The sequence below is a fragment of the Phytobacter sp. MRY16-398 genome, from assembly GCF_003925915.1.
GTDB classification, from domain to species: Bacteria; Pseudomonadota; Gammaproteobacteria; order Enterobacterales; family Enterobacteriaceae; genus Phytobacter; species Phytobacter diazotrophicus.
Genome location: NZ_AP018756.1, coordinates 2,102,852 through 2,116,214, shown reverse-complemented (window position 1 = coordinate 2,116,214; position 13,363 = coordinate 2,102,852). Strand labels below are relative to the sequence as shown.

Here is a 13,363-nt window from a genome sequence, read left to right as displayed (position 1 = left end):
CATGTTTCATGTCACCAGCGATCAATGGCTTCAATGGCTCAGCATGTATTTCTGGCCCTTGTTGCGCATTATGGCGCTGATCATGACGGCCCCTATCCTGAGTGAGCGCTCAATCCCCCGGCGCGTAAAAATGGGGCTGGGGCTGGTGATTACCTTTATCGTCGCCCCGACTCTACCGCCAGTCGACGCGTCGATGTTTTCCTCTAATGGCTTATGGCTGGCGATACAACAGCTTCTGATAGGCATCGCGCTTGGTTTTACGATGCAGTTTGCCTTCGCGACGATTCGTTATGCCGGTGAGCTGATTGGCTTACAGATGGGCCTGTCGTTCGCGACCTTTGTCGATCCCACCAGCCACCTTAATATGCCTGTCCTTGCCCGGTTTATGGACATGCTGGCGATGCTGCTGTTTTTAGTGCTCAATGGCCATCTATGGCTGATTTCAATGCTGGTAGACACCTTTCATACGCTGCCAATAGGCGCAGACCCGGTAAACAGCGACGCGTTTATGGCCATTACCCGCTCCGCGAGTATGATTTTCGTCAATGGCGTTATGCTGGCATTACCCATCATTACCCTGCTGCTGACCATCAACCTGGCGATGGGTTTATTGAACCGTATGTCTCCACAATTCTCCCTTTTTGTTATTGGTTTCCCGATAACATTGACGGTGGGTATTTTGCTGATGGTCGCCATGATGCCGTTAATCGCGCCCTATACCGAACGTGTATTTGGTGAGGTTTTCAATCTATTAGCCGATATAGTCGGTGAACTGCCGAAGAAATAACAACCCACACTTTTTATATAGCCTTCCTAAGGAAATTCCTAAAATCAATTCAGGAAATCACCCCCTACGATATACCTGGCGCGGGTTAATTGTTTTTAAGGTTCTCACAGAACACAACATTTACTTTACTTTGAGATGATTCCTGGCAAATTATACGTAACTTTACGGGATAGTGGTTTCGCCTGAGGTCGTCCTGCTCATTGTTTATTACTTTTTTGCCTGGTGGTTCGGGGACCTCTGGCGAGGGTGAATTATCGTTACGCATTGAGTGAGGGTATGCCATGTCAACGATTATTATGGATTTATGCAGTTATACCCGGTTGGGACTAACGGGGTATCTGGCAAGCCGGGGGGTAAAGAAACGAGAAATCAACGACGTAACAACGGTTGATGAACTCGAATCGGCATGTGTGGCGTTACAACCCACGGTGGTGTTTATTAATGAGGACTGCTTCATTCACGATCCTGTCAGCAGTCAGCATATAAAAGAAATCATTACTCAACACCCCCGGACGTTATTTATTGTATTTATGGCAATAGCTAATATTCACTTCGATGAATATTTGTTAGTTCGCAAGAATTTATTGATCAGTTCCAAGTCAATAAAGCCTGAGTCCCTGGACGATATTTTGGCTGACTATCTTAGTAAAGAGAAAAAAAGTATTGGGCACATTAATTTACCCACGCTATCACTGAGCCGGACGGAATCCAGCATGCTTAAAATGTGGATGTCGGGGCAGGATACCATCCAAATATCCGATCAGATGAATATTAAAGCGAAAACGGTATCATCACATAAAGGTAATATAAAAAGGAAAATCAAAACGCATAATAAGCAAGTGATCTATCATGTCGTGCGTCTGACCGACAATGTGACCAGCGGTATCTTTGTGAATATGCGATAAAAAATTGAGGGATCACCCTCCGGAACGGAGGGCGAAAAAACTAATCAAGCAATTCAACAAAAACCCCGTCCGGATGACCTTTTTCATTAAAGAACCAGATACCGAGCGGGTAATCATCAAGTGACACCAGGTACATCGTACCTTCATTGAATTCTTCAATAGCCAGCACAACACCCGGACGGCGCGGACCACCGTCCGTCTTGACCGTAACCCGATCGTTTACCTTCATATTCATCCTCCTGTTTCATTTGTGCCAGTGTAGAACAATTCTCAATAACTAGCAGCGCCCGGGCGTTTGGCTGGCTATTTTTTCTACCGACTATACTTACCCGTGGGCCTGGCGATGAGGTGAAACGGATGAGTACAGTTAAAGAGTACAGCGACACCGCAAAGCGTGACGTCAATGTCGACGTTGATGCCCTGCTGGCTGCAATAAACGAGATTTGTGAGAGCGAAATCCATCGTGTTGATGACGGCGAGGGTCAGCGCGTTAGCGTCGATGGGCGGGATTACCATACCTGGCGTGAACTGGCGGAGGCGTTCGAGCTTGATATTCACGACTTTAGCGTGACAGAAGTGAATCGCTAGAAAGAAAAAATCCCGGTCATGGGGTGACCGGGATAAAGCTTGCTCTCGCAAGAAGCACTTGAAAATTCGTTACACCAGGGAATCTGATGTAACTGGCACCATATCCTCAAACTTATTGCATGACAAGGTAATATTTCTTTGCTGAATAATTTAGATGCGTAATATTTTCATCGCGGGCATATCCCTAACCCCCGCACCATGCCGCTTACCTGCTTTTGTTGCGAACTTTTCGCTAAGTGGCCTTACGAATAAATGAGATTTGTCTTACCTGACTGCAAGGAGCAGACCATGCCAACACTTGACGACCCACTGCTGGTGTTTTCCGATGTTGACGGCACACTCCAGGATAGCCACACCGGCGACTGGCAGCCCGCGGCTGAGTGGCTTGCCCGCCTGCGTGAACATCGTATCCCCCTGATCCTCTGTAGCAGTAAAACTGCCGCCGAAATGCTTGCCGTGCAACACATGGTGGGTCTGGAAGGGCTGCCCTTTATCGCCGAAAACGGTGCTGTCATTCAGCTTGATGAACGCTGGCAGGATCACGAAAACTATCCGCGTATCATTACCGGCTCCTCCCACGAGGAGATTGCTAAAGTGCTCATCGAGTTGCGCAGCCGTGATGGCTATAAGTTCACGACCTTTAGCGAAATGGATGAACATGTCCTTGCCGATGTCACCGGTCTTACCCCGGCACAAGCCTCGCTGGCCCGCTTACAGGAAGCGTCTGAGACCTTAATCTGGCGGGATAGCGATGAACACATGCAGGCTTTCGACGCCGAACTGGCCCAGCTCGGCTTACGTTTTGTGCAGGGAGCGCGGTTCTGGCATGTCCTTGATGAGCGTAGCGGGAAAGATCAGGCCGTAAACTGGTTACTGCGCCAGTATCGCCATTACGATGGGGGCAGCCACATCACTATAGGATTGGGCGATGGTCCTAACGATGCCCCTCTGTTGGACACCGTCAATTTCGCGATTGTGGTAAAAGGGCTGAACCGTCAGGGGATCCATTTACAACATGATACGCCAGAGCGGGTATATCACTGCGCCCTTGAAGGCGCAGCGGGGTGGCGTGAAGGCATGGATTATGTGTTGGGTAACGGTGTCACGCCGTCTTCGGCGCAAACCTGATTACGGCCGTTATTTTTTGCGTGATACAACCGGCTGTCGGCAACAGACTGGAGATACTCGAAATCATAGTTGCCGCTTTCCAGGGCGCTACTCACGCCGAGTGAAGCGGTAACGCGAATGGTTTTGCTCTTTTGCACAAAAATTTCTTTGCTACTGATACGCTGGCGGATTTTTTCAGCAACGGCGGTTGCATCCGCAAGCGTTGCCCCCGGGAGCAAGACGCAAAACTCTTCGCCCCCGACGCGCCCGGCCACATCCTGTTCGCGAATCGATTTACCAATCAAGCCCGCGGCATACGACAAGACCAAATCTCCCGCCTGATGACCGAACCGATCGTTAACCCGCTTGAAATGGTCGAGGTCGATTTGAATCACCGAGAGCGGGAGATTTTGCGCCGCACACTCAGTTGTCAGCACCTGGGCGCGTTCAAACAACGCGCCGCGATTATTTAGCCGCGTCAATGGGTCATACCAGGCCTGCCATTGCAAGGTATGCTGGAGCTGGAACATATTGCTGACCATCCGGCGGATCACCCCCCAGGAGAGCAGCAGCATGGTGGTAAACAGCAGCCACAATAAAGCCAGGGCGATACTGATACTTCCAAAATCACCGCGCAGTCCCTCATGCAAGGTCTGGATACGCAGCACACTGCCTTCGAAATGTTTCAGTTTTACCCAGCTTACAAACCGCGTCCCCAAACGAAGACCGCCTGCTGTATCTCTGGCCATCTCCCGTTGCAGTTGCGCATGTTCATCAGAGGAAAATTGCTGGCTCGTCGTTCCGGCGTCTGCGGTAGTGGTTAGCAACGTAAACTGCGCATCATAGAGCTGGTATTCTCCTTTATCCTGACTCTGTCGTGCTTCGGTCAGCAATGCCTTCATTGACGACACGGGAAAACTCATTGATAGCACGCCATACCAGTAGTTTTGAAAATCCAACGGTACACTGGCGGTCACCAGCGAATCGGCAATATTCGGTGTATGTGCTTCGTCGCTAAACCAGCGTACCCCGCGCAGTTTGTTTTCGCGCTCACTTTGCCCACTAAACCAGGGGCTGGTCAGATGCTGGTAGTACTGCTGTACGATTTCATTGTTGTTCCCGACAGGCAGAGTGGAGATAAAAAACCCCGCCCGGGAGACATAAAGCGCGCGGCGCGGAAACATCGAGGCACTGGAAGAAAAACGGAACAGATAACCAAGCTCCATCGCTGCGGTCAGCTCATTGTGCAACAACGGGTTGTCACGGCTTAGCAAGGCGCTTTGGTCAACAAAATAGTCCGACACGCCATATAACGGTAACGTTCGACGGTTATCCAACCCTATTTGCCAGTAAGGAAGTATCCGCTCCTTTTCGAACTCCGCCTGGATGTTACGCAAAACATCGAAAGCCAGCGGAGTTTGTACCGCAGACTGCATACCATTGCGGAAAAAGAGCAGACGATCGATACCCACCTGCATCTGCCTGTCCAGCACATTGGTAACGTTATCCAGCGCGTTTCGCTGACTAACGACATAGGCGCCCTTCATCACAATAACTTCACGCCACGTAAGTACCGTAGAACAGACCAGTACAATAACAAAACAGAGATTCACGACCCGGCTGGGTACAAACCAGGTTTTGACAAACGCAAGTCGCGGAGGACTTTTTACGACTTTTTCCTGCCCCACAAAGACTCCCTGAATAAACGCAACGCGGAAGCGTTATGCGATCGCCAATGGCAAAAAACTGTAAGAATAAATATCCTCCGGCATAGCCGGAGGTTTTTCAGATGCGCCTGTAAGGCTCTGTTACCAGCCGCGCCCTAACAGGCGCATACGATCTGACATTTGCATCAAACTTCCTTACTTACGGCCCGTAAACGGGCTGCCCGGATAAGGGATCGACAACTGCTCACCCATTTTATCCTCCTCAAGCTGGTGCTTTATGTATTCCTGTATCTTCGCTGTGTTCTTCCCTACCGTATCCACGTAGTATCCCCGACACCAGAACTCCCTGTTCCTGTATTTGAATTTCAGATCTCCGAACTGCTCATAAAGCATCAGACTGCTTTTCCCTTTCAGATATCCCATAAAGCCGGATACGCTCATTTTGGGCGGGATTTCCACAAGCATATGGATATGATCTGCACAGCATTCAGCTTCCAGGATCCGTACGTTTTTCCACTCACACAGCTTTCTTAAAATGCTGCCTATCGCCAGACGTTTCTCTCCGTAGAACGCCTGTCTTCGGTATTTCGGCGCAAAAACTATGTGATATTTACAGTTCCAGCGGGTGTGCGCTAAGCTCTTTTCGTCCCCCATCGGGACCCCCTTTTGATTTCTTGTTGAACTTTTGCAGTTGCCAGACCGCAAGCTGTTTTAACAAATCAAAAGGGGTTTTAATAACTGGCTTAAAGCTGAAAGCTTTCCGGAACCCCCAGCCTAGCTGGGGGTTTTCTATAGACAAGAAAAACGCCCGGACATGCCGGGCGTTTTAATGGCTATGCCTCTTCGCAAAGCTTTTGTCCTTCACCGGGAACCAATTCATCTTCCCGAAAGGCTTCACGTTTCACGACGTGACCGTCATACCAGCGGCACTCGACCATTCCACTGGAATAACCGGTGACAATCATGCGCGGCCCACCATTTTTTGCTTTTACTTCATCACTGACCAAAAAGACCATCTTTGCCTCCTGTATCAGGGTGAAACGATTTCACCTTAGACGAAGTTTCAACCTTTTGCGTAGTGGCAAAATCGAGAATTCAGGCATGGGTACCACGCAGCCGTGCAATAAGTTTCACCGCCGACAGTACTATCGCACCGATGATAAAACCCAGGACCAGATTAGCCAGCACAGGGAGCAACGCCGCAACGATGCTATTACTGCCTTGCGCCATATGTTCAATGGCGTGGTGTAACGGCGCGATACCATGAACCACAATGCCACCGCCGACCAGGAACATGGCCAGCGTCCCGACGACTGACAATATTTTCATCAGCCATGGCGCAATAAATAACAAGCTTTTACCCAGCGCCTGCGCCAGAGCAGCCCGTTTTTCTGCCAGCCAGTAACCCATATCATCCAGCTTGACGATAATGCCCACCAGGCCATACACCCCAATCGTGACCAGTACCGCAATTCCGGACAGAATCAGCACCTGATTTAACAGCGGCGCTTCGGCTACAATGCCCAGAGTGATAGCGACAATTTCCGCCGATAGAATAAAATCGGTGCGGATTGCGCCTTTCACTTTATCACGTTCAAATTCGCGCGGATCTTGTGCGGCCATCGCGTTCAACCGCTGCTCGCGCGCTTCCGGCGTTTCTTTATGCTTACGGGCCTCAAAGGTGTGCAAGACTTTTTCGACACCTTCAAAGCACAGAAATGCCCCGCCAATCATTAATAACGGCGTAACAGCCCAGGGTATAAAGGCGCTTATCAACAGCGCCAGCGGCACCAGAATTACTTTATTGAGCAGTGACCCTTTCGCCACGCTCCAGACGACAGGTAATTCGCGGTTTGCGCGTACGCCCGTAACCTGCTGGGCATTGAGGGAGAGATCGTCCCCCAGTACGCCTGCTGTCTTTTTCGCCGCCAGTTTACCCATCACCGAAATATCATCCAGCAATGTGGCTATGTCATCGAGTAGAGTTAATAAGCTACTGCCTGCCAAAATGGTCTTCCTTATTGATTGTCTGTGATTTTTTACCGATTGATTCTCTTAGTATGATGTAAAAAGGCGGCAGCGAAAATCCTCCAGAGCAATACAACAAAAATTTAACAGATAAAATACAATTAACCGCTCGCCAGGGCGATAGTTTTGGCGTTTACTATATGCTTCCTTTTTATTTTGCTGTGAGGGAGTATGCGTTTCAGGCAGCTTTTACCGCTTATTAGTGCACTTTTCGCGCTGTATATTATTTGGGGTTCCACGTACTTTGTAATTCGCATCGGTGTTGAAAGTTGGCCACCGTTTATGATGGCTGGCGTACGCTTCCTTTCTGCCGGCATTTTGTTAATGGCGTTCCTGCTCATTACCGGTCATAAACTTCCCGCTTTACGTCCCCTGCTTAATGCGGCACTGATTGGCGTGTTACTGCTGGCCGTTGGTAACGGTTTTGTTACCGTTGCGGAACATCAGAACGTCCCTTCCGGCATCGCTGCCGTCGTTGTAGCGACCGTTCCGCTCTTTACACTCTGCTTTAGCCACTTTTTTGGTATCCAGACCCGCAAATTGGAATGGATGGGTATTGCTATTGGTTTGGCAGGTATCATCCTGCTGAATAGCGGCGGCAATCTGAGCGGTAACCCATGGGGCGCGCTGATGATCCTCATCGGCTCGTTAAGTTGGGCATTCGGTTCCGTCTATGGCTCCCGTATTGAATTACCCACCGGTATGATGGCTGGCGCAATCGAAATGCTGGCGGCAGGCATCGTACTGTTGGTCACCTCGGTTCTCAGCGGCGAGCGGATGACCACATTACCAACGGTGCAGGGCTTTATGGCTGTCGGTTACCTGGCGATTTTCGGTTCAGTGATTGCCATCAATGCCTATATGTATCTGATACGCAATGTCAGCCCCGCTATCGCCACCAGCTATGCCTACGTTAACCCGGTTGTGGCCGTTTTGCTGGGTACTGGTTTTGGCGGTGAGCATCTCTCCAGCATCGAGTGGCTCGCGCTCGGGATTATTATTATGGCTGTCGTATTGGTGACGCTGGGGAAATATCTCTTCCCTGCCCGTCCTGTCGTGACCCCTTGTGAAGCGGAAAAGTAGCGTTCATTGATGAATGCCACGTGTGTCGATCTGCGCGGTGTCGCCGCCCCCGCAGATCCACTCTTCAAGCCGCTCCCCCAGCGCATCGTCCGTTAATTTAAGCCGCCCGCGTAACGCACACTCCCAGACAATTAAGACCCGCCACCCCTGTTCATGCAATAGTGCGTTATCACGCTTATCACGCACGACATTTTTGCCGATTTTTTCCAGCCAGAATTCAGTTCGCGTCGCGGGGACTTTAAATAAATGGCAGTCGTGGTGATGCCAGAAACAGCCATGGGTAAAAATGACGGCGCGATACTCATCCAGCACAAAATCAGGGCGCCCGGGTAACGCCGCATCCTGGACACGATACGTCAGGCCCAGTGTTTCCAGTAGCGAAGCAAGTCGTTTTTCAATTGCTGTGTCACGGGTGGCAATGGCACGCATGTTTTTGCTGCGCGTCGCCTTATCGTGGACATCTGCCATTCGCTCCCCCTCACGCTATCAGTCTGGTTGGTGATGACCAAAACGATGTAAGACATCTCTGTCCAGCCCGTGATAATCACCCTGCAATTCGGCGCTGATTTTCGCCATAAACTGCACCAGATAATCGGCATTATGCTGCGCCAACGCCCTCCCCTTTTCCGTCTGCATGGTGGCAGGCAACGTCAGCAGCTTGGTCTGAAAATGGTCAAGCGCATAACGTTTATCATTGAGCTCGCGCTCGTCGGCAAAGGGATCGTTGCTATCAAATAGCGCCACCTCCAGCGAACCGGCTACCGCAAAAACGCGCGCCAGCCCAATCGCCCCCAAGGCTTCAAGCCTGTCGGCATCCTGGACAATTTTCGCTTCCGGCGTTTGTGGCACAATCCCGGCGCTATAGCTGTGCGCCTCAATAGCGTGGCGTACCGCAGGGTAGCGCTCTTCCGGGAAGAGTGGAAAATCTTCGCGCAGGATCGCTGTCGTTTTTTCCGCCGCCATGCGTGAGGCTAATGACCGCTGCGGATCATTTTTTGCCAGGCTCACAATATCGTGAAAGTAGCAGGCCGTCAGAATCACCAGCCCATCCACCTCCTGGCCCACCATAAGGGACTGTGCGGTACGCCAGACCCGGCGAAAATGGGCGACATCATGGGCGGCGTCCGCCTGGGTATAATGTTGCGCAACCCACGCGTCAAAGCGTTGTTGCCATTCAGTTAAGGTCATTGTCACTCCTTCCAGGGAAAGCCGTAACCATAGCACTATTTTATTTCATTGCTTAGGCGTCCTTCCTTTATGGTCGGGGTAGACCCTGCCATGCCCTCAACAGAAGCCCCGTTGCACTATCATCGCCACTGCAACAACACATATCATTTCACAAAAAATGCGAAATCATCGTATTACACTGGCTGAGCAATCAGTTCAAAAAACTTTATGCCGTTGCAAATACCAACTCCGTCCTATATTTATATTGAAAATTTGCTTTTTTTTGCAGCTTTTTTGTTCACTTCAATTCATTTTAAAAATAATTAATCATCCTCTAATGCAACGTACGCAATAAAATCCATCTTTAAAGGCCAGTTTATTCATTTCACTTCTGTGGTAGTATTTAGCGGCCATCAGCATTGAGTTGCTCTATTTTATTTATCATCCTTTTTCAATGATGTGCCCGGGGGAATACCTGGGCTTTTTTTTCGCCTTTTATATACATCGATAGAATACAATCCACTCACATATAAAAACGCAAAATAAAATACACTTCAATTATATTTTTAACCCATCAATAAAAACAACAAATACAATAAAATCAATGAAATGAATACATCAGACCACTTTAAATTCACAGAAGAAATACCACCGCCCAAAGAAACATTTTGCAATATTTTAAATAATTTGCTTACATATTTGACGTAAAAATTAATGAACTTAATAGAATAGTATTCACTTTGTAATTTCGGATGAAATTGCAAATATTCATATAAATTATGATCTCAAGGGAATAGATTATGAAAAGAAAAGTACTGGCGATTTTAGTGCCTGCGTTATTATTTGCAGGCGCAGCAAATGCGGCGGAAATTTATAACAAGAACGGTAATAAAGTCGATTTCTACGGAAAAATGGTCGGCGAACGCATTTGGTCTGACACTGATCAACACAACAGCGAAAATGAAGATACCTCTTACGCCCGTATCGGCATTAAGGGCGAAACCCAGATCAACAGCGAACTCACCGGCTTTGGTCAGTGGGAATACAATATGGATGCCAGCCATCCTGAGGGCGGCCAGGATGAGAGTACACGTCTCGCCTTCGCTGGTCTGAAATTTGGCAACTTTGGTTCTTTCGATTATGGCCGTAATTATGGTGTCGCTTATGATGTCGCGGCATACACCGATATGCTGGTTGAATGGGGTGGTGATTCCTGGGCTTCCGCCGACAACTTTATGAATGGCCGTACCAATGGCGTTGCTACTTACCGTGTCACTGATTTCTTCGGTGAAGTTGAAGGCCTGAACCTGGCGCTGCAATATCAAGGCAAAAACGACAACCGTATCGTAAAAAAACAGAACGGCGACGGCTACAGCATGTCTGCTTCTTATCAGTTCGATGGATTTGGATTTGCCGCAACCTACGGTAAAGCGGACCGTACTGACGAGCAAGCTGCCGACCGTAAAGGCGATAACGCCGAAATCTGGTCCATCGCGGCAAAATACGATGCAAACAATGTTTACGCTGCAATGATGTACGGCGAAACCCGTAACATGACCGTTGAGAAAGACAGCCAGTTTGCTAATAAAACGCAGAACTTCGAAGCCGTTATTCAGTACCAGTTTGATTTCGGTTTGCGCCCTTCTCTCGGTTACGTCTACTCTAAGGGCGATGACCTGAGCCGTCGCGGTAGCTTTAAAGGCGGCGACGCTGCGCGCGTAAACTACATCGAGCTCGGTACCTGGTACTACTTCAATAAAAACATGAACGTTTACGCGGCATACCAGTTCAACTTGCTGGACGACACGCGCTACGTTCGTGAAACAGGCACCAATAAAAACGATCAGTTCGCACTGGGTATTGTTTACCAGTTCTAAGCATACTTTTCTTTCAAAGCCCGCCGCGAGCGGGCTTTTTTGTGGCAAAAGCACAGGCCGGCCGCATGATATAGCATGCAGTGATAAAATTTACGGGAGTAATGAGAAAAACATCTGTGACAAGAGTCGTTGAAAGCAAAGCGCGTAACTGTTTGAATAGTGGCGGAGAGAGGGGGATTTGAACCCCCGGTAGAGTTGCCCCTACTCCGGTTTTCGAGACCGATTCAATTTCCACTTAAATCAATCACTTATTAATCATGCATGGTATAAACGCGACATTTTGTAGTCAACTAAATCAATTAATTATGAACTTATCGACACTTCATATACCAACCCTTTAACTCACATAAACGGGCACTCATCCTCCCCGGCCCGGTTTACGAAATTAGTCACCCGGCCAAGCACAATAATATCCTCCAGTGCTTCGCCTTCAATCGCTTCGCCGTCTTCTGTAATAAACGCCTGCCCCATCAGTTTCGCAAACTGCGTAGCGCCATAGAGAGAGATGACCACTAAGCATCCCTGCTCCAGTTTTCCGGGGTTGGCCTCAACGACTGCGTAGCCGGTTGCTGTAGGCAGCAGCCCCGTGGTGGCGCTTACGCCACAAATCGCATCGAGTGTTTGCATTAGCGGACAATCCCCATATTTCTCAGAAGCCACAGGCGGTTTTCACTGAAATCTGGCGTTTTATCGACGAAGCTGGGCTGGTTCAGTTCGATCCACCTGTTAGCGTCCTGCTCTGTGAAATGGTGGTTGTAGGCCCGTAATTTACTGATAAAATCCGCAGTCCTCAGACACATATAACCCTTTGGGTTGAGTTGTACGGCTTCACGGAACGCGACAAAAACATCGTTTCTGCGGGGCATAGTCACCTCCTTAAAATACTGTATATGAATACAGTAGTTTTTATTGAGCAACAGATCAACTCAGCTTGTGACTATCAATTTTTTGCACAGAGTAAGGGTTTGATTACTCTGCCACCGGCTCGTTAGTTTTTCCGGATTCCAGTTCAGCAACGCGCGCGGTCAGTGCGTCAATCTGCGCCATCAGAGCCAGAATGGCCTCATGATGCAGAGCTGCGGCAACCCCAGCAGTGTCAGGACTCAGAACGTCTTTAATTACGGTGCCGTCGTCCAGCTCTCTGTCACCAGTCACGAACACATTATCCGGGAATACAGACTGGACCTCCTGAGCAATAAATCCGATACCCGGTGCGATACCGTCCAGCCGTTTCCACGAAACACCGCGAATGGCCTGCATTTTATCCAGTGGATTCTCTATCCTTGCCACGTCGTATTTCACGCGGATATCAGAGTTTGAAATCCACGACCCCGGCGCTGTTGCCGAGCCTGTAGAGTTAAACCCAAAAAATGACGACGTCGGCCCCGCGATAACGTTCAAATAAAACCCTGAGAACGTCGAAGAAACATAGTGATATGCCACTGATTTATGCGGCGTTAATGACCCGCCATAGCCCCACTCCATATGTGGAGTTTCCTGGTTTACACTACCAGCGGATTCATTTGTTAGTCGTGTTGTGCTCAGTACGGTTCCGCCAGTTTTCCGATCCAGCGAATTCAGCCGTGAATCATTACCCTGGCAAAATGACCCGGCGACGGTGCCAAAAGGATTTGTTAATCCCGTTCCGCCCTGCCCCTGGCTGAGCGGTGTTGTCAGCCCGTTCAGAGAAGTGATATCTGAGTTAGCCCCTTTTTTTGCCAGCGACTTCTGGCCGGGAACCGTGACGGCCACACCGTTAATCGTGATAGTGACGTCACCAGACGCATTCATCACGTCCGCAAAGCCGCTCATATTCCGCTGATAAAGCGTCAGCGTCTCAGCGATGTTTTGCGCGAGGCCGTCAACGCTCAGACTATCGCTCAGCAGGATGGCGTAAGCGGTACCGGCTGCAATTGCCGGGTTTGCCGCTGGCGTTACGGTGAGCTGGGTTGCGCTGTTGATTGCGGTTATCTGGAATACCTGTACCGGATTTGCCAGAGTGACCAGGGTGCACCCAACGCGGATGAGTGAGCCTGCTGCTGTAAAGTTCGTGCCAGTACCCGTCAGGGTATTACCGTTGACCGCAATAGAGCCAGTTGTGTAAATCATATTTTCTCCAGGCATAAAAAAACCGCCGAAGCGGTTTATTAATTT

At 49.4% G+C, this 13,363-nt stretch carries 16 protein-coding genes; 6 read left to right on the top strand and 10 right to left on the bottom strand.

The features are described 5' to 3' along the window. Position 1 precedes the first annotated feature (1 nt). On the top strand, positions 2-787 hold the full coding sequence (fliR, locus tag MRY16398_RS10240) for a flagellar biosynthetic protein FliR (protein WP_041851837.1): 786 nt from the start codon (positions 2-4) through the stop codon (positions 785-787). 281 nt (positions 788-1,068) lie between these two features. Further along, entirely contained in the window at positions 1,069-1,692 is a 624-nt protein-coding gene (gene rcsA / locus MRY16398_RS10235) for a transcriptional regulator RcsA (protein WP_041851838.1), read from the top strand. A 40-nt stretch (positions 1,693-1,732) separates the two neighbouring features. Here rcsA and dsrB read toward each other — a convergent pair whose 3' ends face one another. After that, positions 1,733-1,921, bottom strand: coding sequence for a protein DsrB (dsrB, locus tag MRY16398_RS10230; RefSeq protein WP_041851839.1), 189 nt, complete (start codon positions 1,919-1,921; stop codon positions 1,733-1,735). Positions 1,922-2,049: 128 nt separating this feature from the next. Between dsrB and yodD the strand changes: the two genes are divergently transcribed. Further along, positions 2,050-2,280, top strand: coding sequence for a YodD family peroxide/acid resistance protein (gene yodD / locus MRY16398_RS10225; RefSeq protein WP_041851840.1), 231 nt, complete (start codon positions 2,050-2,052; stop codon positions 2,278-2,280). A 288-nt stretch (positions 2,281-2,568) separates the two neighbouring features. Further along, on the top strand, positions 2,569-3,408 hold the full coding sequence (locus MRY16398_RS10220; RefSeq protein ID WP_125124297.1) for a mannosyl-3-phosphoglycerate phosphatase-related protein: 840 nt from the start codon (positions 2,569-2,571) through the stop codon (positions 3,406-3,408). Here MRY16398_RS10220 and dgcQ read toward each other — a convergent pair. The 4 genes from dgcQ to MRY16398_RS10190 all read right to left on the bottom strand — a co-directional run bounded on the left by dgcQ (position 3,363) and on the right by MRY16398_RS10190 (position 7,061). Beyond that, entirely contained in the window at positions 3,363-5,075 is a 1,713-nt protein-coding gene (gene dgcQ / locus MRY16398_RS10215; RefSeq protein ID WP_108701030.1) for a cellulose biosynthesis regulator diguanylate cyclase DgcQ, read from the bottom strand. The two genes, MRY16398_RS10220 and dgcQ, sit on opposite strands and share 46 nt — an antisense overlap. A 174-nt stretch (positions 5,076-5,249) precedes the next feature. Next, the gene (gene tnpA, locus MRY16398_RS10205; RefSeq protein WP_038918153.1) at positions 5,250-5,708 is read right to left on the bottom strand and encodes an IS200/IS605 family transposase; all 459 of its coding nucleotides are present in this window, start codon (positions 5,706-5,708) and stop codon (positions 5,250-5,252) included. A 179-nt stretch (positions 5,709-5,887) separates the two neighbouring features. Further along, a complete protein-coding gene (locus tag MRY16398_RS10195) occupies positions 5,888-6,070 on the bottom strand; it encodes a YodC family protein (protein WP_041851843.1) in 183 nt (60 codons plus the stop codon). 79 nt (positions 6,071-6,149) lie between these two features. Beyond that, on the bottom strand, positions 6,150-7,061 hold the full coding sequence (locus tag MRY16398_RS10190) for a DUF808 domain-containing protein (protein ID WP_071196370.1): 912 nt from the start codon (positions 7,059-7,061) through the stop codon (positions 6,150-6,152). A 192-nt stretch (positions 7,062-7,253) separates the two neighbouring features. Between MRY16398_RS10190 and yedA the strand changes: the two genes are divergently transcribed. Then, positions 7,254-8,165, top strand: coding sequence for a drug/metabolite exporter YedA (gene yedA, locus MRY16398_RS10185; RefSeq protein ID WP_071196369.1), 912 nt, complete (start codon positions 7,254-7,256; stop codon positions 8,163-8,165). Between the two features lie 3 nt (positions 8,166-8,168). Here yedA and MRY16398_RS10180 read toward each other — a convergent pair whose 3' ends face one another. Both MRY16398_RS10180 and MRY16398_RS10175 read right to left on the bottom strand, forming a co-directional pair. Beyond that, positions 8,169-8,633 carry a very short patch repair endonuclease gene (locus MRY16398_RS10180; RefSeq protein ID WP_041851846.1) on the bottom strand — a complete coding sequence of 155 codons (465 nt, stop codon included), beginning with the start codon at positions 8,631-8,633 and terminating at the stop codon, positions 8,169-8,171. Positions 8,634-8,651: 18 nt separating this feature from the next. Then, the gene (locus tag MRY16398_RS10175; protein WP_125124296.1) at positions 8,652-9,353 is read right to left on the bottom strand and encodes a phosphohydrolase; all 702 of its coding nucleotides are present in this window, start codon (positions 9,351-9,353) and stop codon (positions 8,652-8,654) included. A 779-nt stretch (positions 9,354-10,132) separates the two neighbouring features. Between MRY16398_RS10175 and MRY16398_RS10170 the strand changes: the two genes are divergently transcribed. Next, positions 10,133-11,209 (top strand): porin, encoded by a 1,077-nt coding sequence (locus MRY16398_RS10170; protein ID WP_079496393.1) that lies wholly within the window; start codon positions 10,133-10,135, stop codon positions 11,207-11,209. A gap of 342 nt (positions 11,210-11,551) precedes the next feature. Here the strand turns inward: MRY16398_RS10170 and MRY16398_RS10160 are convergent, their stop codons facing one another. The 3 genes from MRY16398_RS10160 to MRY16398_RS30895 form a co-directional block, all read right to left on the bottom strand. Further along, entirely contained in the window at positions 11,552-11,836 is a 285-nt protein-coding gene (locus MRY16398_RS10160; protein ID WP_125124295.1) for a hypothetical protein, read from the bottom strand. Continuing rightward, on the bottom strand, positions 11,836-12,075 hold the full coding sequence (locus MRY16398_RS10155; RefSeq protein WP_110295443.1) for a hypothetical protein: 240 nt from the start codon (positions 12,073-12,075) through the stop codon (positions 11,836-11,838). Before MRY16398_RS10155 ends, MRY16398_RS10160 begins: the two co-directional genes overlap by 1 nt. 103 nt (positions 12,076-12,178) lie before the next feature. Continuing rightward, a complete protein-coding gene (locus MRY16398_RS30895; RefSeq protein WP_232034394.1) occupies positions 12,179-13,318 on the bottom strand; it encodes a tail fiber domain-containing protein in 1,140 nt (379 codons plus the stop codon). Positions 13,319-13,363: the final 45 nt, after the last annotated feature.

What these genes read in the sequence shown, in the direction of transcription:
- fliR (WP_041851837.1), top strand. Translation starts at nt 2, where the DNA reads ATGTTTCATGTCACCAGCGATCAATGGCTTCAATGGCTCAGCATGTAT.
- rcsA (WP_041851838.1), top strand. Translation starts at nt 1,069, where the DNA reads ATGTCAACGATTATTATGGATTTATGCAGTTATACCCGGTTGGGACTA.
- dsrB (WP_041851839.1), bottom strand. Translation starts at nt 1,921, where the DNA reads ATGAAGGTAAACGATCGGGTTACGGTCAAGACGGACGGTGGTCCGCGC.
- yodD (WP_041851840.1), top strand. Translation starts at nt 2,050, where the DNA reads ATGAGTACAGTTAAAGAGTACAGCGACACCGCAAAGCGTGACGTCAAT.
- MRY16398_RS10220 (WP_125124297.1), top strand. Translation starts at nt 2,569, where the DNA reads ATGCCAACACTTGACGACCCACTGCTGGTGTTTTCCGATGTTGACGGC.
- tnpA (WP_038918153.1), bottom strand. Translation starts at nt 5,708, where the DNA reads ATGGGGGACGAAAAGAGCTTAGCGCACACCCGCTGGAACTGTAAATAT.
- MRY16398_RS10195 (WP_041851843.1), bottom strand. Translation starts at nt 6,070, where the DNA reads ATGGTCTTTTTGGTCAGTGATGAAGTAAAAGCAAAAAATGGTGGGCCG.
- yedA (WP_071196369.1), top strand. Translation starts at nt 7,254, where the DNA reads ATGCGTTTCAGGCAGCTTTTACCGCTTATTAGTGCACTTTTCGCGCTG.
- MRY16398_RS10180 (WP_041851846.1), bottom strand. Translation starts at nt 8,633, where the DNA reads ATGGCAGATGTCCACGATAAGGCGACGCGCAGCAAAAACATGCGTGCC.
- MRY16398_RS10175 (WP_125124296.1), bottom strand. Translation starts at nt 9,353, where the DNA reads ATGACCTTAACTGAATGGCAACAACGCTTTGACGCGTGGGTTGCGCAA.
- MRY16398_RS10170 (WP_079496393.1), top strand. Translation starts at nt 10,133, where the DNA reads ATGAAAAGAAAAGTACTGGCGATTTTAGTGCCTGCGTTATTATTTGCA.
- MRY16398_RS10160 (WP_125124295.1), bottom strand. Translation starts at nt 11,836, where the DNA reads ATGCAAACACTCGATGCGATTTGTGGCGTAAGCGCCACCACGGGGCTG.
- MRY16398_RS10155 (WP_110295443.1), bottom strand. Translation starts at nt 12,075, where the DNA reads ATGCCCCGCAGAAACGATGTTTTTGTCGCGTTCCGTGAAGCCGTACAA.
- MRY16398_RS30895 (WP_232034394.1), bottom strand. Translation starts at nt 13,318, where the DNA reads ATGATTTACACAACTGGCTCTATTGCGGTCAACGGTAATACCCTGACG.